Annotated in this window: 12 protein-coding genes and 1 pseudogene; 9 read left to right on the top strand and 4 right to left on the bottom strand. The window is 71.4% G+C overall.

Going from position 1 to position 19,479, the window contains the following annotated elements:
* Positions 1–7: 7 nt before the first annotated feature.
* Together IE307_RS20325 and IE307_RS20320 are read right to left on the bottom strand one after the other, a co-directional pair.
* Positions 8–6,880, bottom strand: coding sequence for a non-ribosomal peptide synthetase (locus tag IE307_RS20325; protein WP_191299739.1), 6,873 nt, complete (start codon positions 6,878–6,880; stop codon positions 8–10).
* Between the two features lie 15 nt (positions 6,881–6,895).
* Positions 6,896–7,096 (bottom strand): MbtH family protein, encoded by a 201-nt coding sequence (locus tag IE307_RS20320; protein WP_191299737.1) that lies wholly within the window; start codon positions 7,094–7,096, stop codon positions 6,896–6,898.
* 87 nt (positions 7,097–7,183) lie between these two features.
* On the opposite strand from IE307_RS20320, the gene IE307_RS20315 reads away from it, so the two are divergent.
* The 6 genes from IE307_RS20315 to IE307_RS20290 are packed head-to-tail and all read left to right on the top strand — an operon-like array spanning position 7,184 to position 15,291.
* On the top strand, positions 7,184–8,977 hold the full coding sequence (locus IE307_RS20315) for a non-ribosomal peptide synthetase (RefSeq protein ID WP_191299735.1): 1,794 nt from the start codon (positions 7,184–7,186) through the stop codon (positions 8,975–8,977).
* Positions 8,978–9,008: 31 nt separating this feature from the next.
* Entirely contained in the window at positions 9,009–10,346 is a 1,338-nt protein-coding gene (locus IE307_RS20310) for a DUF6002 family protein (RefSeq protein ID WP_191299733.1), read from the top strand.
* A 25-nt stretch (positions 10,347–10,371) separates the two neighbouring features.
* Positions 10,372–10,794, top strand: a complete 423-nt coding sequence (gene panD / locus IE307_RS20305) for an aspartate 1-decarboxylase (RefSeq protein ID WP_191299731.1) — start codon at positions 10,372–10,374, stop codon at positions 10,792–10,794.
* Positions 10,791–11,912 carry a GNAT family N-acetyltransferase gene (locus tag IE307_RS20300; RefSeq protein WP_191299729.1) on the top strand — a complete coding sequence of 374 codons (1,122 nt, stop codon included), beginning with the start codon at positions 10,791–10,793 and terminating at the stop codon, positions 11,910–11,912. Before panD ends, IE307_RS20300 begins: the two co-directional genes overlap by 4 nt.
* Complete coding sequence (gene asnB, locus IE307_RS20295) at positions 11,912–13,732, top strand: asparagine synthase (glutamine-hydrolyzing) (RefSeq protein ID WP_191299727.1); 1,821 nt, start codon at positions 11,912–11,914, stop codon at positions 13,730–13,732. Before IE307_RS20300 ends, asnB begins: the two co-directional genes overlap by 1 nt.
* Positions 13,729–15,291 carry a DUF885 family protein gene (locus IE307_RS20290; RefSeq protein ID WP_191299725.1) on the top strand — a complete coding sequence of 521 codons (1,563 nt, stop codon included), beginning with the start codon at positions 13,729–13,731 and terminating at the stop codon, positions 15,289–15,291. The genes asnB and IE307_RS20290 overlap by 4 nt, the downstream gene beginning before the upstream one ends.
* Positions 15,292–15,294: 3 nt before the next feature.
* Here the strand turns inward: IE307_RS20290 and IE307_RS20285 are convergent, their stop codons facing one another.
* Entirely contained in the window at positions 15,295–16,236 is a 942-nt protein-coding gene (locus IE307_RS20285) for an alpha/beta fold hydrolase (RefSeq protein ID WP_229904904.1), read from the bottom strand.
* A gap of 63 nt (positions 16,237–16,299) precedes the next feature.
* Between IE307_RS20285 and IE307_RS20280 the strand changes: the two genes are divergently transcribed.
* The 3 genes and pseudogenes from IE307_RS20280 to IE307_RS20270 form a co-directional block, all read left to right on the top strand.
* Positions 16,300–17,247, top strand: a complete 948-nt coding sequence (locus IE307_RS20280; protein WP_191299721.1) for a helix-turn-helix transcriptional regulator — start codon at positions 16,300–16,302, stop codon at positions 17,245–17,247.
* A gap of 50 nt (positions 17,248–17,297) precedes the next feature.
* Positions 17,298–17,789: an SRPBCC family protein gene (locus IE307_RS20275; RefSeq protein WP_191299719.1), complete on the top strand. Its 492-nt coding sequence runs from the start codon at positions 17,298–17,300 to the stop codon at positions 17,787–17,789.
* A gap of 64 nt (positions 17,790–17,853) precedes the next feature.
* Positions 17,854–18,510: pseudogene (locus tag IE307_RS20270) on the top strand (sugar isomerase domain-containing protein); the annotation flags it as partial.
* A gap of 78 nt (positions 18,511–18,588) precedes the next feature.
* On the opposite strand, the gene IE307_RS20265 reads toward IE307_RS20270, so the two are convergent.
* The gene (locus IE307_RS20265; protein ID WP_191299716.1) at positions 18,589–19,422 is read right to left on the bottom strand and encodes an alpha/beta fold hydrolase; all 834 of its coding nucleotides are present in this window, start codon (positions 19,420–19,422) and stop codon (positions 18,589–18,591) included.
* Between the last annotated feature and the right edge of the window lie 57 nt (positions 19,423–19,479).

Genomic DNA, 19,479 nt, shown 5'->3' with positions numbered 1-19,479 from the left:
GGTTGTCTTACCCCCGGTTGAGCTTGTCGTTCAGCACGGCGGCGATCAGCCGCGCTGGTTCGGCGTGCACCATCTCGCCGTGTCTGCACGGGATCTCGTGGTGCTCGATCACGCCGGTGAGGTGGGGCCGCCACGACTGGGGCGTCGCGTCACCCGGAGTCGCGGTGAACAGGACGGCGTCACCGCGGAGGACCGACGGGCGGTGGGTGCGGCCGAGGCCCGCGTGGGCGACGAACACCCGCCCGAGCGCGGTGATCATCTCGTCGTCGAAACCGGCGAGCGGGCCGGCGCTGTTCGCGATGCGCACGAAGTCCTCGATGCCCGGCGCGGTCGTGACGTCATGGCCGAGCGAGTCGAGCAACTCGGCCAGCGCGTCGGTGTCCGCGAGAGGAGGGGTGTCGTCATCGGCCGGATAGCCGTCCAGCAGTGCGAGCAGTTCGACCGGTTCACCGAGTTCCTGCAACCGCACGGCCATGGCGTGTGCGACGAGTGCGCCGAACGACCAGCCGAGCAGCTGGTACGGCCCGTGCGGCTGGACCGCGCGGATCTGCTCCACGTAGTCCGCGGCCATCTCCGCCACGCTGCCCGGCACCGCGTGCGGATCGCGGACACCGCGCGCCTGCAGCGCGTGCACCGGCTGGTCGCGGTCGAGGTGGTCGAGCAGCGACGTGTAGACCCAGCCGATGCCCGCGCCCGGATGCACGCAGAACAGCGGTGTGCGCGTGCCGGACCGCAGTGGCAGCAGATCGCTCTGCTCACCGGAGTCCGGCCTCGTCGCGAGGTCCTCCGCCGTGGGCGCCGCGAACAGGTCCTGCACGCCGAGGTCCAGTCCGTGCGTCCTCGCTCGCGCGACGAACCGCGCCGCCAGCAGCGAATGCCCGCCCAGTTCGAAGAAGTTCTCGGTCGCCCGGACCCTCGGCAGCCCGAGCACCTCCGCGAACAGGTCGCACAGCACCGCTTCGCGCGCGGTCCTGGGTTCGCGTCCCGCGCTCGTCACGACCGGCGCCGGCAGCGCCGAGCGGTCGAGCTTGCCGTTCTTGGTGTACGGCAACCGATCGAGCTCGACCACGACCGACGGCCGCATGTACTCCGGCAGCGGCAGGTCGGTGAGGTCGCCGGGTTTTCCGGTCAGCACGACGTAGGCGACGATCCTGTTGTCCAGCGCGACCGCCGCGGCCGCGGCGACACCGGGCCGTGCGCGGAGCGCGGCCTCGACCTCGCCCAGTTCGACCCGGAACCCGCGCACCTTCACCTGGTCGTCGGACCTGCCGACGAACTCCGCCTGCCCGTCGGACCGCCACCGCACCATGTCGCCCGTCCGGTACATCCGCTCGCCGGGCTCGCCGAACGGGTCGGGCAGAAACCGGTTCGCGGTCAGGTCCGGCCTGCAGAGGTAGCCGCGGGCCAGCAGCCCGCCGCCGATGTGCAGTTCGCCGACCACGCCCGCGGGCACCGGGTTCAGCGCCTCGTCCAGCACGTACCACCGGGTGTTCCAGATCGGGTGGCCGATCGTGACGCCGCCCGCCGGTACCGGATCGCCCGGAGCGATGCGGAACTCGGCGCAGCCGACCGTGGTCTCGGTGGGCCCGTACTCGTTCATCACGGTGACCCCGGGGTGCCGCGAGCGCCACTCGTCGAGCGCGGCCCCGAGCAGCAGTTCGCCGCCCAGCACGAGTTGCCCGGTCGGCGCGCACTTCTCCGGCAGCACCCCGAACAACGCGAGGTGCGACGGCGTCGCCTTGACGAACGTCGGCTGGTCGACGGGCTCGGGCGCGGTGTCGTCCAGCGTCACCAGGTGGACCTCGCCGCCACAGGTGAGCGGGCCCCAGACACCGGTCACGGTCAGGTCGAACACGATGGGGGAGTGCACCAGCGCCCGGCCCGCCATCGCCGGGTACGCGTGCCGCGCCCACGCGAGGTAGAGCGCGAGCGAACGGTGCTCGATCACCACGCCCTTCGGCGCACCTGTCGAGCCCGACGTGTGGATCACGTACGCGGTGTGCGCCGGTGCGGGTGGCGCAAGAGGCGCGTCGTCCTGTGCGGCAACGGCTTGCGCGGTCTGCGGAGCGTCCAGCACCACGACCGGGCAGCCGGGCAGCCGCGGCAGCAACTCCGCGGTGGTCAGCGTGAGCACCGGGGCCGCGTCGCCGAGCACGGTCGCGAGCCGTGGCGCGGACTGGCCCAGGTCGAGCGGCACGTACCCCGCCCCGGCCCTCCAGACCGCCAGCAGCGCCACCACCAGGTCCGGCGTGCGGGGCAGCGCGATCGCCACCAGCCGGTCCGGTCCGGCACCGAGGTCGAGCAGGTGCCTCGCGAGCCGGTTCGCCCGTTCGTTCAACTCCCGGTAGGTGATCGACTCGTCACCCGCCACGACCGCGATGCCCTGCGGCGCCTGCGTTTCCACGAGCTGCGAGACCGTCTCGGACGGCGGCGCGACCGTCGTGTCGTTCCACTCGGTGAGGATCCGCCGGCGTTCGTCCGCGTCGAGCAGGTCGGGCGAGCTGATCCGGCTGCCGGGTTCGGCGGCGAAGTGCGCCAGCACGAGTCCCAGACGTCGTGCGAACGCCGCCGCCGTGCCGTGGTCGAAGAGGTCCGTCGCGTACTCGAGCACGCCGTGCAGATCCCCGCTCCGGTCGTCGGTGACCGCGAGCCGCAGGTCGAACTTGGACACGGCGAACTCCACGGCCTCCTCGGCGACTTCCACGCCGGGCAGCGCGAGCCGGGAGCCGCTGCCGTCGACCTGCAGCAGCACCTGGAACAACGGGTGCCGCGCCAGCGAGCGTTCGGGGTTGACCGACTCGACGACGCGGTCGAACGACACGTCCTGGTGTTCGTAGGCGGCCAGCGCCGTGTCCCTGACCCGCGCCAGCAGCTCGGCGAAGGTCGGGTCGCCGGAGGTGTCGGTGCGCAGCACCAGCGCGTTGACGAAGAAGCCCGTGACGTCGTCGAGCGCCTCGTCGGTGCGTCCCGCCACCGGAGTGCCGACGGGGAGGTCGGTGCCCGCTCCGAGCCGGGTGAGCAGTGCTGCGAAAGCCGTGTGCAGCACCATGAACACCGTGCAGCCGTGTGCCGCCGCGAGTGTGCGCAGGGCGCCGTCGAACACCACGGGCACGGTGCCGCCCGCGTTGCTCGCCACCGCCGGACGCGGCCGGTCCCGCGGCAGGGGCAGCTCGACCGGAGCGCCCGCGAGCCGGTCGCGCCAGAACGCGAGCTGGCGCGCGGCCAGGCTGCGGGGGTCGTCCTCGTCGCCGAGCAGTTCCCGGTGCCACAGCGTGTAGTCGGCGTAGTGCACGGGCAACGGGGCGAAATCCGGTGCGCGACCGTCGATCCGTGCCGCGTAGGCGGTGGAGAGGTCGCGCAGCACCACGTCCCACGACGCACCATCGGTGGCGATGTGGTGGATCACGAGGGCGAGCACGTGGTCACCGGGACCCGTCCCGCTCAGGGCGACGCGCACCGGCGGCTCGGCGGTGAGGTCGAACGGCCGGGTGCCGAACCCGGGGTCGAGCTCGGTGATCTCCGGTGTCCACGACGGCAGCACGCGCTGGTGCGGCTCACCCCCGGACGCCGGGTAGACCGTGCGCAGCGACTCGTGCCTCATCACGACGTCGGCGATCGCGGCGCGCAACGCCGCCACGTCCAGCTCACCGCGCAGCCGAAACGCCACGGGGCTGTTGTAGTCCGCGCCCTGACCGGCCTGGTCGAGGAACCAGATGCGGCGTTGCGCGGCGGACAGCGGCAGCACGTCCGGCCGGTGCGCGGCGGTCAGCGCGGGCCTCGCCGCGCGAGCACCCTCGATCGCGGTGGCCAGCCCGGCGACGGTCGGATCCGCGAACAGGTCCCTGATGCCGATCTCGACCGCCAGCGCCGAACGGATGCGCGCGATCAGCCGTGTGGCCAGCAGGGAGTGCCCGCCCAGGAGGAAGAAGCTGTCCTCCGCGCCGACGTGCGGCACCCCCAGCACCGACGAGAACTCGGCCGCCAGCACCTCCTCCACCGGTCCCCGCGGCGCACGGGACGTGGTCTCCGGTGCCGGCACCTCGAAGCGCCGCAACGCCTGCCGGTCGACCTTGCCCGTCGTGGTGAGCGGGAGCGCGGGCACCACGACGACGTGCGCGGGCACCATGAAGTCCGGCAGCACCCCGGCGAGAGCGGCCCGCACCCCGGCACCGTCGAGCGTGGCCGTCACATACCCGACCAGCCTGCGGTCACCCGGCACCACCTCGACCGGCAGGACCGCGGCCTCACCCACGCAGGCGAGCTCCCGCAGCCGCGCCTCGACCTCGCCCGGTTCCACCCGGTAGCCGCGGATCTTGACCTGGTCGTCGGCGCGGCCGAGGAACTCGACCGTCCCGTCGTGCCGCCACCGCACCACGTCGCCGGTGCGGTACATGCGCCGGCCGGGCTCGGCGGAGAACGGGTCCGGCAGGAACCGCTCGGCGGTCAGGGCGGGCCGGCCCACGTACCCGCGCGCGAGCGCGTCCCTGCCGACGTACAGCTCGCCCGGCACGCCGGCGGGGACGTGCCGCAGCTGCTCGTCGAGGACGTGGAGCCGGGTGTTCGTCAGCGGGCTGCCGATCGGCGGCCGCACCGGCCACCGGGCGGGGTCGCCGGTCATCAGGTGCGCCACGACGCAGTGGCTCTCCGTGGGGCCGCACTGGTTCTCCAGCACTACGCCGGGGATGCGGGCGAGGAAGCCGCGGACGTCGTCGCCGAGGTGCAGCCGCTCACCGGCGGTGATGACCTCGTCCAGCTCCGGAGGTTCGCCGCCGCAGGAAGCCAGCTGCTGCAGGACCATCGGCGGGCAGAAGAGCCGGCGCACCCCGTGCTCCCGGATCGCGGCGAGCACCCGGTGCGGGTCGCGCCGCTCGTCCTCGTCGATCAGCACGAGAGTGCCGCCGGTGAGGAACGTCGTGAAGATCTCCTGGAACGCCGCGTCGAAGTTCAGCGCGGAGAACTGCAGGGTCGGGCCGGTGGAGGTGGTGCGCTCGATCTGCCAGCGGATCACGTTGAGCAGGGGCCGGTGCGCCATCGCGACGCCCTTGGGCCGCCCGGTGGAGCCGGAGGTGTGGATGACGTAGCAGAGCCCGTCCTCGGTCGCCGCCGTCACCGGGTCGTCCGTCCCGCCGGTGCCGGTGACGTCGGTGATCACGTGGCGGGCGCCCGCGTCGGCCAGCTGGAAGGAGATCCTGTCCTCGGGGTGGGCGGGGTCGAGCGGCAGGTACCCCGCGCCCGCCTTGAGCACCGCCAGCAACGCGATCATGAAGCCGGTGCCGCGGGGGAGCCTCAACGCGACCACCTCGTCGGGGCGCACGCCGTCCGCGATGAGGTCGTGGGCGAGCTGGTTGGCCCGTGCGTTGAGGGACGCGTAGGTGAGCCGCTCGGCACCGTGCACGAGTGCCACCGCGTCCGGTGTGGCGCGGACCTGCCGTTCGAACGCCTGCGCCGTGGTCTCCCGCGGCCACTCGCGGTCGCGGTCCGCGTGCCACGCGTCGAGCCGCGCGGTGACGGCCGCGGGGTCGGCGATCGGCAGGTCGGTCACGAGCCGGTCGGGGTCGTGCGCCACCGCTGCCAGGAGATGGGCGTACTGCTCGGCGAAACTCTCGGCCGTGGTGACGTCGAACAGGTCGATCGCGTGCACCAGCTCGCCGCGCAGCGGACCGGATCCGTTGTCCTCCAGGCGGATCAGCAGGTCGAAGTTCGTCGGGGTCTCGGCAGGGCGGAGCCGTTCGACGTGGGCGGCACCGATCTGGAACGGCTGCTGCGGCGCCGCCACGTCGAACCACGTCTGCACCAGCGGGTTGCGGCTGACGTCACCTGTGGCGCCGAGGTCCTCGACGATGTGCTGGAACGGCAGGTCCTGGTGGGCGAAAGCGCCGAGCACGGTCTCGCGCACCTGGTGCAGCGCCTGGGAGAACGTGCCCGCGAGCCGAGTGCGGATCGGCAGGGTGTTCACGAAGAACCCCACCACCTGCTCCAGTTCCTGTCGCGTGCGACCGGCCGCGGGGCATCCGGTGAGGACGTCGGTGGAGCCGATGTGGCGTGACATGAGGACCTGGAACGCGGTGAGCGTCGTCATGAACAACGTCGCGCCGTGTGCGCGTGAGATCGCGCGGAGCCGGTCGGCCGTGGTCTCCGGCACCGTGAACCGGGTGATGCCACCGCGGTAGGACGGCGTCGCGGGGCGCGGGTGGTCGGTCGGCAACGCCGACGTGGTCGGGGCCTCGTCCAGCTCGGCCCGCCAGTGCGCCAGATGCCGTTCCACCGCCGCCGGGGTGAGTCGTTGTTGTTGCCACGCCGCGTAGTCCGGGTACTCGACCGCCAGCGGCGGGAGTTCGGCACCGGTGTGCGCGGCGGCGAGATCACGTTCGAAGACGTCCATCGACCAGCTGTCGAACACGCTGTGGTGCACCACCACGACGAGCACGTGGTCGTCCTCCGCGACCCTGAGGAGGGTGGCGCGGGTGAGCGGACCGGCGCTCAGGTCGAAGGGTTCGGCGCACAGCGAGGCGATGTGCTCGCCGAGAGCGCCTTCGACGCCGGTGACGTGCAGGCCGACCGAGCCGGGTTCGTCGACGACCACGTACGGCTCGCCCTCGTGCACCGCGTACCGCGACCGCAGCGGTGAATGCCGCCGGACCACCGCGTGCAGCGCCCGCCGCAGGGCCGGGACGTCCAGCTCGCCGCGGATCCGGTACACCGTGTCCGAGGTGGTGTAGGCGATCGAGCCGGGGTGGAGCTGGTCGAGGAACCACAGGCGCTGCTGGGCGAACGACAGCGGCGGCCGCTCGGCCGTGCACCGGGGGATCGCGGAGGCACCGCCCCCTCGCATCCTCTGCGCCAGCAGGTCGGCCATGTCGGTGGAAAGCCGGTCGGTCATCGGGTCTCCGGAGGCTCAGGCGTTCCGCGCGGTGCGCACGCTCAGCGGGGTGATGTCCGGCCAGGCGGTGCGGATGTGCTCGAGGCACTCCTCCCGGCTGCCCGACACGCCTGCCTCGTGCCATCCCGCGGGCGTGGCGCGGTGCGCCGGCCAGATCGAGTGTTGTTCCTCGTGGTTGACGACCACCTTGAAGAAACCCGCCGACTCGTCCGCCATGTGGCCTCGATTCGCTCGTGCCGCCGCTCGTGATCGCCAGTGAAGTCCGCCGCCTCGTGAGCAAGCAACGAAGCAGCGGGACTTCGCGTGGACTACGTGCAATCGGCGTTGCTCCCGCTGTCCGGGGGCGTTGATGCTGCGGTGGTGGACATCATCGAGCGCTTCGAGGCGCAGGCCGCCGCGACGCCGGACGCCGTCGCCGTCGTCGCCGGGCCGGTTCACGTCTCCTACCGCGAGCTCGAGGAACGCGCGAACCGGCTGGCGCACGCGTTGCGCGCGAAGGGAATCGAGAGCCGGAGCGTCGTGGCGACGTGTTTCGACCGCACCCCGGCGGCCTTCGTGGCGATGCTCGCGGTGCTCAAGACCGGTGCGGCCTTCCTGCCGATGGACCCCACCCACCCCGCGGAACGCCACGAGGCCATGTGCGACATCGCCTCCGCCCGGCTCGTGCTGAGCGAACCACTGCCCGAGCACGACGAGTTCCCCGCCACGCCACCCGCGCGTGAACTCGACGAGCGGAACGTGCGGTGCGTCCTCTTCACCTCGGGCTCGACGGGCGAGCCCAAGGGCATCGCGTTGCGCGGCGAGGCGATCGCGAAGGTCGCGGACTGGGCGGTGGCCCGGGGCACCGGGCCCGAGGTCTGGCTGCAGTTCACCTCGCTGGGCTTCGACGTGTCGTTGCAGGAGATCTTCGGCGCCCTGCTCAGCGGAGGTTCGCTGGTGCTGGTGACCGAGGAGCACCGGCGGGATCCGGTCGCGCTGCTCCGCCTGGTTGCCGAACAGGGCGTGCAGCGGCTGTACCTGTCACCCGCGTTCCTGCGGCAGCTGGCCGCCGCAGCCGTCGCGCACCCCGAGCTGACGGAGTCGTTGACGCTCAACGAGGTGGTGTCCGCGGGCGAGCAACTCCGGCTCAACGCGGACATCCGGCGGTTCTTCGCCGTCACCGGCGCGGTGCTCGAGAACCAGTGCGGCCCTTCGGAAACGCACCAGGCGACCGCCTGCACGATGGTCGGGGACCCGGTGAAGTGGCCGGAGACGCCGCCGCTCGGCCGCCCTCTGCCCGGTGTGTCGGCCTATCTGCTCGACACCTCGCTGCAGCCCGTCGCCACCGGGGAGCGGGGAGAGCTCTACCTGGGTGGCAAGGGTGTCGCGCAAGGCTATGTGGGCAGACCGGTTCTGACGGCGCAAAGGTTCCTGCCCGATCCGTTCTCACCGGAGCCCGGCGCGCGCATGTACCGCACGGGCGACCTCACCCGCGTCATCAGCACCGGCGAGATCGAGTTCCTCGGGAGGGCCGACAACCAGGTCAAGGTGCGCGGGCACCGCGTCGAACCGTCCGAAGTGGACGCGGTGCTGGGCGCGCACCCGGACGTGCGCGAGACGGTGACGGTACCGCGCCGGTCGACCGACGACGCCTGGTCGCTCGCCGCCTACCTCGTCGCGGTGCCGGGCCGGAAGGTCCCGCACGCCGCCGAGCTGCGCGCGTTCGTCCGCACGCGGTTGCCCGAGTACATGGTGCCGAGCTCGTTCGTTCCGCTCGACGCGTTGCCGTTGAACACCAACGGCAAGGTCGACCGCTCCGCGCTGCCCGCACCGGGCGCCGAGCACCGCAACCTCACCACGCCGTACGTCGCTCCCGGCAACCCGCAGCAGAAGCTGATCCGCGACATCTGGGCCGAGGCGCTCGGTGTCGACGCCGTCGGTGTCGAGGACGACTTCCTCGAGCTCGGCGGGAACTCGTTGCAGGCCATGCGGATCGCGTCACGGGTCAGCCAGGCGTTCGACGTCGACGTGACCGTGCGCGTGCTGTTCGACTCACCCACGGTCGGGCGGCTCGCTCGCGCGGTGGAGGAGCTCGTCATCGGCGAGCTGTCCAGGTAGGCCAAGACCAATGCGAGGAGTGGATTCCAGCATGTCCGCAGCGGGCAAGACCATCGTCTCGGGCGTCGTGCCCAACGCGTTGTCCAGGTACTTCGAGGAGATCCAGGCGACCGCCCGCGCGGTCGCCGCCGGGCGCGCGGACCAGCCGGTGATCCCGCTCGTGCCCGTCGAGCGGTTCGACGCGTTCACCGACGTCACCGACATCGGCCTTACCGAGGTCGACGACCACACCTACCTGCTGGACCTCATTCGCAACCCCGCCGTGCGCACCACGAAGACCGTGGCGTCCCTGCTGATGATCTCCCGCGCGGTGAGCCACATCCGGCGGACCGGCGAACGGGTCCTGCTGATCACGCCGACCTCGGGCAACAAGGGCACCGCGTTGCGGGACGCGGTGGCACGCGCGTACGCCACCGGCATCGTCACGCCGGACCAGCTGCGCATCGTGATGCTCGCGCCCAGGGCGTCGCGCTCCAAGCTGCGCGGGAGTCCGCTGACCGCCGACGCCACGCTGCGCACGGCGAACCCGCTGGTGCTCGCGCACGTCGACCGGCCGGCCGACGTGAAGCTGATCAGCGGTGAGGTCGTCGCCCGGCTCGAGCAGGAAGTGCTCGACACCACGGGTTTCCGCGTCTGGTACACCCTCGACCTGGACAACTACCGCATCGCCGACGCGGTGCGCGCGTTCGCCGAGGCCGAGTTGCTGCCGATCACCGGCGACTCCCCGCCGAGGACGCACGCCCACGCGGTGTCGAGCGCGTTCGGGTTGCTGGGCTACGGACTCGGTCTGCGGCGCCTCGCCGAGCGCGGCACGCCCGTGGCGCGCCACCCCGGCTTCTTCCTGGTGCAGCAGCTGGCGACGGCGGACATGGTGACGTCGTTGCTGAACACGAAGGTGCCCGACTACGAGTTCGACGCGGCGAGCGGTCTGTGGCGCCAGGACGCCGCTCCGGAGTTCCCGCTGGTGACCGCCGATCCCGAGGAGGTCATCGACTCGACCTTCTACACGAAGGCGCCGGTGACGAGCACGGAGATCAACGCGATCGTCGAGCGGCACGGTGGCGGAGGTGTCGTCGTGTCCAAACGCGAGTGCCTCGACCGGTTCGACCGCGTGCGCGCGCTGGCCGCCCGCGCGGGCATCGAGGTCGCCGAACCCGGGCTGATCCGCGAGTGGTCGCTCGTGAAGGCGCTGACCGGGGTACTGGTGGCGCGGGAACGCGGCCTCATCGCACCCGGCACGGACGTCGTCGTGCACGTCTCCGGCTACTACAGCGACGAGCTGATCGCGCCGATGCGCGACGACCACGTCGTGGCCGCGGACACGCCGGACGAGTTCGCCCGCGTCGTCCTCGCCGCGGCGAACGCATAACTCCCACCCGAGAGGCAAAAAGCGCATGTTCCGGACGATGCTCAAGTCCAAGATCCACCGGGCCACCATCACCCAGTGCGACCTGAACTACGTCGGCTCGCTCACCATCGACGCCGACCTCATGGACGCGGCCGACCTGCTGCCGGGTGAACTGATCCACCTCGTGGACATCAACAACGGCAGCCGGCTCGAGACCTACGTCATCGAGGGTCCGCGCGGCACCGGGATCATCGGTGTGAACGGCGCCGCCGCCCGTCTCGTCCAGCACGGCGACCTGGTGATCATCATCGCCTACGCGAGCGTCGCGGAAGCGGACGCCGCCGGCGTCAAGCCCAGCGTGGTGTTCGTCGACGGGGACAACAGGGTGGTGAGCCAGGACGCGGCGACCCTCGCCGCCGCGCCGGACGGGTACGGGCTGAAGCCGGGGAACGTGGTGGAGGCCGGGTGATTCCGGCGAACCTGCGGTACGCGTGGAACAACAGCTCCTCACCGTGGCTGGTGCGCGCACACCGGCTCGTCGACACGGCCGCTGTCGTGGTTCCGGAGCTGACCGTCTCCGTGGGCTCCGACGGCCCGACCATCGCCTACGGGGGTCTGCGGCACGGGCTCACGCACGTGTTGCCGTTCCTGGAACAACGCCGTGGCTCGGCGTCGCGGCAGAGCACCCGCCGCACCACGTGGCGGGAGCTGGCGGACGGCAGCGCCGCACCGGAGGCGGACCTGCTCCTCGTCGGGCACCTGCACGACGTCGCCGTGCCGGAGCACGCGCTGGCGTTGCCGTTCCGCATCGTCCTCGGCGTTCCGGTCGGACCTGATCCCGCCGAGGTGCCGGCCAGGCTCGCCCGCAAGGCCCGTCAGCAGCACGCCCGCGAGCTCAGGTCCCGCGAACGCACGCTGGAGGTCGCTGCCGGCGAGTCCGACTTCCACTCGTTCTACGACGAGATGCACCGGCCGACGATGGTGAACAGGCACGGCGACGCGATGCGCTCGGAGTCGCGGCGCAGCGCGCTGGAGTGCCTGTTCCGCAGGGGGAAGCTGTTCTTCCTGTGCGAGTCCGGCGAGCGGGTCGCCGGCATGTTGTGCAGGGTGGAGGGACGGACGCTGGTGCTCCGGCTGGCCGGTGTCGCGGCCGGCGGCGAGGAGCCCTACCAGGTGGGCACCTACATGGCGTTGTACGTGTTGATCCTCCAATGGGCGTCGGCGAACGGGTTCGACCTCGTCGACCTCTCCGGCTCCGAGCCGTTCCTCAGCAAGGGCATCTTCCAGTTCAAGCGCAAGATGCGCCCCGAGGTGTCGTTGCCCGCCAACCACTTCGCCTACAAGCGGCTGCTGCTGCACGTCCGGCGGGACCGCCCGCCGGTGCGGGACTTCCTGGTGGCGAACCCGGTGCTGACCGCCGGGTTCGAGGCGGTCCACTTCTTCGACGAGCAGCGTCCACCGAGGACCGATCTGCGCTGGGAGACCCCCGGCGTCCACGGGCAGCGGCTGGTTCACCTCGACGGGTTCCTGGCCGGTCTGCCCACCGGCGGCGGGAACGTCGTCCCCGTCCACCACGGAGGCATCTGATGTGCGGCATCACCGGCTGGGTCGACTTCACCCGCGACCTCACCTCGCAACGGCGGACCATCGAGGCGATGACGGCGTCGCTGTTCCGTCGTGGCCCGGACTCCGACGGTGTCTGGGTGGGGCCGCACGTGGCGTTGGGGCATCGGCGCCTCGCCGTGGTGGACATCGAGGGCGGCAAGCAGCCGATGATCGCCCACCAGGGCGGGCAGGACGCGCCCGTGGTGCTGTCCTACAGCGGTGAGGTCTACAACTTCCGCGAGCTGCGCGTGCGGCTTATGGGACTGGGGCACCGCTTCGAGACCTCCTCCGACACCGAGGTCGTGCTGCACGCTTACCTCGAATGGGGTGCGGGACTCGTCGACCGCCTCGCGGGCATGTACGCGTTCGCGATCTGGGACTCCCGCAAGGAGGAGCTGCTGCTCGTCCGCGACCGGCTCGGCGTGAAGCCCCTGTACTACCACGCCTTCCCCGGTGGTGTGCTGTTCGGCTCCGAGCCGAAGGCGGTGCTCGCGAACCCGCGTTTCACCGCGCGCACGAGCGAGGACAAGCTCCCGATCCTGTTCAACCCCAGGCTGGCCATGCCGTGGGAGACGCCGTTCACCGACCTGCGCCAGGTGCAGCCGGGCCACCTGGTCCGGGTGGACCGCAGCGGTGTGCACGAGACGCCGTACTGGCGCCTGGTCAGCCACGAGCACACCCACGACCAGCAGACGACCGTGCGCAACGTCCGCGACATCCTCGAAGAAGTCGTGGTGCACCAACTGGTCGCGGACGTGCCGCTGTGCACGCTGCTGTCCGGTGGTCTCGACTCGAGCGCCATCACCGCGCTCGCGTCCGTGCACCGCCCGCGCGGCCTGCGCTCGTTCTCGGTGGACTTCGAGAACGCGGACAACGACTTCCGCGCCACGGCACTGCGCCCGGAACGCGACACACCGTTCGCGCTGGCGGCGGCCGAGTACCTCCGGGTCGACCACACCGCGATCACGCTCGATCCCGCGGATCTCGCCGGCGTCGTCCCGGAGGCGCTCGCCGCGCGGGACACCCCGAGCCTAGGCCAGTTCGACGCCTCGATGTACCTGCTGTTCCAGGCCGTCCGCGAGCGGTCCACGGTCGCCCTGTCCGGTGAGGCCGCGGACGAGGTGTTCGGCGGCTACCCCTGGTTCTTCTCCCGCGACACGGTCTGGGGTGAGACGTTCCCCTGGCTGGGCGCCGCCCCGCGACTCACCGACTGCCTGGCCCCCGACGTGCGGGCACGCCTGCGCCCGGACGACGACGAACGCGACAGGTACGCCACCATGCTGGCGCGCGTGCCGCGGCTGCCCGGTGAGTCCGGTCTGCAGGCGCGCATGCGCGAGGTGCTGCACCTGAGCTTGCAGGGACCTCTCCTGTACCTGTTGGACCGCAAGGACAGGATGAGCATGGCCCTCGGCCTGGAGGTGCGTGTGCCGTTCTGCGACCACACGTTGCTCGAGTACGTGTGGAACGTGCCGTGGAAGATGAAGGTCGCCGACGGCAGGGAGAAGAGCCTGTTGCGCGCCGCCGTGGCCGATCTGCTCCCCTCCGAGGTGCTGCACCGCCGCAAGAGTGCCTATCCCGCGACGTTCTCGCCGGCGCACGGTGCGGCGGTGCGGTCCGCTTTGGACGCCGTGCTGACGTCGGGGGACTCCCCGCTGGCAGACCTGCTGGACGTGCCAAAAGTGCGGGCGCTCGCCGAGGGCAGGACGGAGATGATGACCATGGCGGACAACCTGCACCTGCTGCTGCCGATCGTCGAGGTCGACCGGTGGCTGCGCACGTACGACGTGACGGTCACGGCGTGACGCTCGAAGCCCTGGCCGACGAGTTCTGGGAATGGCGCCGCGCGACCGCTCCCGACACCCACGACGACCTCGCCAGGGTGCAACGCCCGCCCGGCTGGCTGCCGGACTGGTCCCCGGACGCCGTCACGGCCCGACTCACGGCGTTGCGGTCGTTCGCGGACCGCTTCCACCGCACCGACATCACGCACGCACCGGTGAACGGCAGGTTGGTCGGATCGGCGCTGGCCCGCGTGCACTGGGAGCTGAACCTGGTGCGCGGCTGGCAACGCAACCCGTGCTTCTACCTCGACCAGAGCCTGGGCCCGATCTTCGTCGCCCTGCTGGAGCCCGTTGTCCCGGTGCAGCGCGTGGCGGAACTGCTCGCACACGTACCCCATGTGCTGGCGCAGGGCGAGGAGAACCTCGCCGGACACGCTGCCGCGCCGTTCGCTCGTTCGGCACTGGTGCTGCTCGCCGATGCGGGCGACACCGTGAAGTCCGCGATGGCGGCGCTCTCGTTGAACGCCGAAGCCGCGGTCGCCGCCCTGGACTCCTTCCGTTCCTGGCTGACCACCGGACTTCCCGGCTTCACGGCGCCGACCGCACCTGGCGCGGAGGCTTTCCGCTTCTTCGCGCATCGAGTGGCACTGCTGCCGCACCCGGTGGACGAACTGCTCGCCATCGGGCGGCGCGAGCACACCCGCGCCGTCGCCGAGGAGCAGGTGCTCCGTGCCGCAGGCCGTCCAGCCCCGCGACTGCTGCCGACGGTGGCGGCGCAGATCGCGCGGCAGCACGAGGACGAGCAGGCCGTGCGCGAGTTCTGCCGCGAGCGCGGCATCCTCGACCTCCCCGACGACCTCCGCCGCTATCGCAACGCGGCGACTCCCGCCCACCTCGAACCACTGACCTGGCTGGGCGTCGAACACCACACGTCCACCCCGTCCTCGCCGGACGAGGACGCCGTGCGCTACCTCCCGGCCCCGCGCCCGGACCTGCCGTACTTCGCCCGGGCCGAGGCCGCCGACCCACGCGTCGGCATCGCGCACGAAGGCGCCCACGCCTGGCAGCTGGCGTTGTCGTGGCGCCACCCGGACCCCGTCCGCAGGCACTACTACGACTCCGCTCCCAACGAGGGAATCGCGTTCCACCACGAGGAGATCCTGCTGCGGGCTGGCCTGTTCGCCGACGCCCCGCACAGCGAGCTGTTCCTAGTCAACGCGATGCGCCTGCGCGCCCTGCGCGTCGAAGTGGACATCGGCCTCGCCCTGGGCTCGATGACCATCGAGCAGGCCGCTGACCGCCTCGCCTCGGCCGTACCGGTGGACCGCGGGACGGCGTGGGAGGAGGCGGTGTACTTCGCGGGCAACCCGGGGCAGGGCATGAGCTACCAGATCGGGAAGACGCAGATCCAGAACCTCCTCGCCGCGTGCGCTGCCCAGGGGTCGTTCAGCCTCGCGTCGTTCCACGGCCGCTTGTGGCGTGAGGGCAACGTTCCGCTCGCCCTTCAACGCTGGGAGCTGCTCGGCGACCGGGACGAGGTCGACGAGGCGGCCCGGTTGGGCGGGGGAGCGGGGCCATGACCCCTAGGCGGTCTCCTGCTGTTCCAGCCAGCTGAGGATGGCCTTCGTGGTGTCCTCCGGCTTCTCCTGCTGGATCCAGTGACCGCAGTCCAGGGTGACCACCTCCGCGTTCGGCACGAACTTCGCCAGGTCCTCGGACCTGGCGACGGCGTCCCGTTCGCCGTAGATCATGAGCGTGGGCTGCCGGATGACCGGGTCCACGTCCGCCAGCAGGTGCCAGTTGCGGTCGAGGTTGCGGTACCAGTTGATGCCGCCCGTGAAGCCCGACGACTCGAAGGCGGACACGAAGACGGCCAGTTCTTCGTCGCTCATCACGGGCTCGCCGAGCGGTGAGTCCGCCCTGGCGAGTTCGAGGAACGCCATGCCCGGCCGCGGCTCACTCGGCGGCACGTTCTTCCGGTACAGGTTGCGCAGGAACCGCGCCGTGTTCTCCTCGAAGACGGCGTCTGCGACGCCTGGCTGCCGGTTGAAGTGGACGAAGTAGGAGTCGGGGCCGAGCACGTCCTCCAGGAACTCGATCCAGGGCCTGTCCCCGCGTTCGGGGTAGGGCAGGCTGAGGTTGATCACCTTGTTCACGCGTCCGGGGTGCAGCAGGGTCAGTCCCCACACGACCATCGCGCCCCAGTCGTGACCGACGAAGGTGGCGTCGTCGTAGCCGTGGTGGTCGAGCAGGGCGACGAGGTCGCCCGACAGGTGTTCGATGTCGTAGGCGGTCACCTCGGCGGGGCGGGACGAGTTGCCGTAGCCGCGCTGGTTCGGGGCGATGACGTGGTAGCCCGCCGCGGCGAGGGCGGGCATCTGGTGGCGCCAGGTGAAGGCGTGCTCGGGCCAGCCGTGGCAGAGCACGACGGGGTTTCCGGCGTTGTGCCGGCCTGCTTCGAAGACTTCGAGCTCCACGCCGTTGACGGCGACGAGGGCGGGTTCGGGGAACGCGGGTGAGGTCATGGGGTGATCTTGCAGACCGAAACCGGTCATCTCCTGACCGCTTTCCGTGGAAATCTTGTCGGCGTGCGAACCGATCGGCTGGTGGCCGTTCTCCTCCTCCTGCAACGGCGTGAGCAGGTGACGGCGGCGGAGGTCGCGCGGGAGCTGGAGGTGTCCGAGCGCACCGCCCGCCGCGATCTGGACGCCCTGGCCGTGGCCGGGGTGCCCGTGTACTCCACGCAGGGGCGGGGCGGCGGCTGGAGGCTCGTGGGCGGTGCCCGCACGGACCTGTCCGGGCTGACCGCGGGGGAGGCCCGCGCGCTGTTCTCGGTCGCCGGTCCGGCCTCGGTCGTGACGCCGGCCGTGAAGGCCGCTCTGCGCAAGCTCGTACAGGCCCTGCCGGAGCCCTTCCGAGCGCAGGCGGAGGCAGCGGCGTCGTCGTTGGTCGTGGACCCGCGGAACTGGGGGGCGAGCCGGGCCGAGCACCGGCCGCCCCGTTTCCTCGACGCGCTGCAGGACGCGGTGATCCACGGGGTCCAGGTGCGGCTCGGTTACGTCGACCGCGAAGGGCTCGGGAGCGAGAGGACCGTCCACCCGCTGGGCATCGTCGCCAAGGGGTCGTCGTGGTACCTGGTGGCCGGCACCGAGGCGGGACGCAGGACGTTCCGGATCGATCGCGTGTCGTCCGTCGAGCCGACCGGTGATCCCGTGCACCGTCCCGGGGACTTCGACCTCGCCGCGAGCTGGCGCGCGATCGCCGACGAGGTCGACCGCAGGCGGACGCCGCTCGAGGTCCGGGCGGTGTGCGCGCCGCACGGGACACGGGTGCTCCGGCTGGCGTTCGGCGGCCGGCTCGAGGTGGGAGGTCCCACGGCCGACGAGCGCGTCGAGGTCGTGATCCGGGGCCACGACGAGCACCTGGTCGCCGGGGAACTGGCCGGGCTGGTCGACTGGGTCGAGGTGACCGGCCCTCCGGGCGTGCGTGACGAACTGGCGTTGATCGGCAAAGCACTCGTCGACCGGTACAGGTGAGACCGGTGGTCTAGCGTGCGTTCGTCCACTCGAGAATCCGGAGCGCCGCCGTGAAGTACACAGTCTCGATCCAGATCGATCAACCGCTGGAGAAGGTGGCCCCGTTGCTGGCGGACCCGGCGCAGCTGCCGAAGTGGTTGCGCGGTTTGGTGGTGCACGAGCCGATCAGCGGCACGCACGGTCACGTCGGCACGACGTCGCGAGTCGTGCTGGAGACGGGCAAGCAGAAGATGGAGGCCACCGAGACCATCACGCGCCGGGAACCGGTGGACCTGCACGGGATTCCGAAGGGCGGCGTCGTCCACTACGAGCGCGAGATCGTCGGCGAGGGCATGTGGAGTGCCGCGCGCGAACGGCTGAGCGAGGCCGGTCCTCACTCGACGCTCTGGGAGAGCGAGAACGAGTACCGGTTCAGCGGCGTGCTGATGCGGGTGGTCGGGCTCCTGATGCCCGGCGCGTTCCGCAAGCAGTCGTTGCGGCACATGCAGGACTTCAAGGCGTTCGCCGAGCGGGGGCAGGACGTGCGCGACGGGACGGACTGACCCGCAATTTGGTCTAGACCATGCGTGGGGTGGTGGGGGCAGCCGTCCGAGCGGGGGAGTGACCATGGATTTCGTCGACGACTTCGGTGCCGCGGTGCGGGAACACCTCCGCCTGCTCGAAGAGCGCAACGCCGCCACCCTCGACGCGGTGGCCCACCGGCTCCTCGACGTCGTCCGCACCGGACGGCTGGTGCACACCGCGGCCACCGGACACGGTCTGGCCGCGGTGCTGGAGAGCTTCTACCGCGCCGGAGGACTGGCCTGCGTGCGCCCGCTGTTCCACCCCGGACTGCTGCCGTTGCAGAGCGGTCAGGCCAGCACTCAGCTCGAGCGGGTCTCCGGGCTGGCCGCGACGCTGACGGCGCAGGCCGGGGTCCGGCCGGGCGACGTCGCCGTCCTCTTCTCCAACTCGGGCATCAACGCGGTCCCGGTCGAGACCGCCCGCGAACTCGAGCAGCGTGGCGCTTTCGTCGTCGCGGTCGTGTCCAGGCCCCACGTGGACAACGCCCCCGCGAGGTTCTTCGCCGAGCTGGGCGACGTGGCCGACGCCGTGCTGGACACCGGCATCCCGTCCGGCGACGCCGTGTTCCCCAGCGCCAGTGGAACCACGGCCGGCCTGTCCACCCTCTGCTTCATCTACCTGTGGAACCTCCTGCTGGTGCGGTTGACCACCCTCGCCGACGCCGCCGAGGTCACCGTTCCCCTGCGGCAGAGCTCCAACCTCCCCGGCGGGGACGCCGCCAACGAGGAGCACCTGCGCCACTACGGGCACAGGTGCCGATGCTGTAGCGCGTCCTCCTCAGCTGAGGAACTTGTCGAGGACCGTGTTGAACGCCGCCGGGTTCTCCAGGAACACGAAGTGGGAACTGGCCTCGGTGGTGGGGAAGACGTGCAGTTCGGCGCCGGGGATCCGGTCGGCGATGTAGCGCTGGGAGTCGGGGCTGACGTGGCTGCCGTCGCAGCCGAGGACGAGGGCCGGGACGTCGATGCGGGGCAGCACGTCGCGCCAGTCCTGTGCGCAGTGGTCGAACAGCAGCGGCACCGCCGCGTACGCCGGGGTGGCGGTGATCTCGTTCGCGACGAATTCCCACACCTCGGGGGCGGTGTCGCCGGAGAACATCGACCGCACGAACGCCTCGCGGACCGTCGCGCCGTCCGGTCCGTGGAGGTCGCCGTTGAGCGCGAGCAGCCCGCCCACGTCGAAGATCGCGCCCGACTCGGTCTGCTCGGCGGCCGACATCCACGGCACGGCGGCGACCGCGGCGGGCTGGTCGACGACCACCAGGCGCCGCAGCCGGGAGGTGCCGTGGTTGTCGATGTGGCTCCACAGCACGGAAGCGCCCATCGACCAGCCCAGCGCGTCGACCTGGTCGAGGCCGAGGTGGTCGAGCAGCTGGACGAAGTCCTGGGCGAGGCGGGCGATGCGGTAACCGTGGTGCGGCTTGCCGGACAGACCGTGCCCGCGCTGGTCGAAGGTGATCACCCGCCGGTCGCCGAGACCGCCGAGCTGGTGGTGGAACATCGCCTGCGTCTGGCCCCAGCCGTGCAGCATCACCAGCGGAACCCCGCCGCCCGGGCCGCCGGAGTCCTGGTAGGTCAGCGTGACGTCGTCATTCGTGGTGAACGTGGGCATGGCGATCTCCTCGTCGAGTCGGCCCGGCTGCCGAGCAGTCTCGGACCGGCGTCGTCC

Source organism: Lentzea cavernae (assembly GCF_014653695.1).
GTDB lineage: Bacteria > Actinomycetota > Actinomycetes > Mycobacteriales > Pseudonocardiaceae > Lentzea > Lentzea cavernae.
The sequence above is the reverse complement of the archived record's forward strand: the minus strand, read 5'-3'. Positions and strand labels throughout refer to the sequence as shown.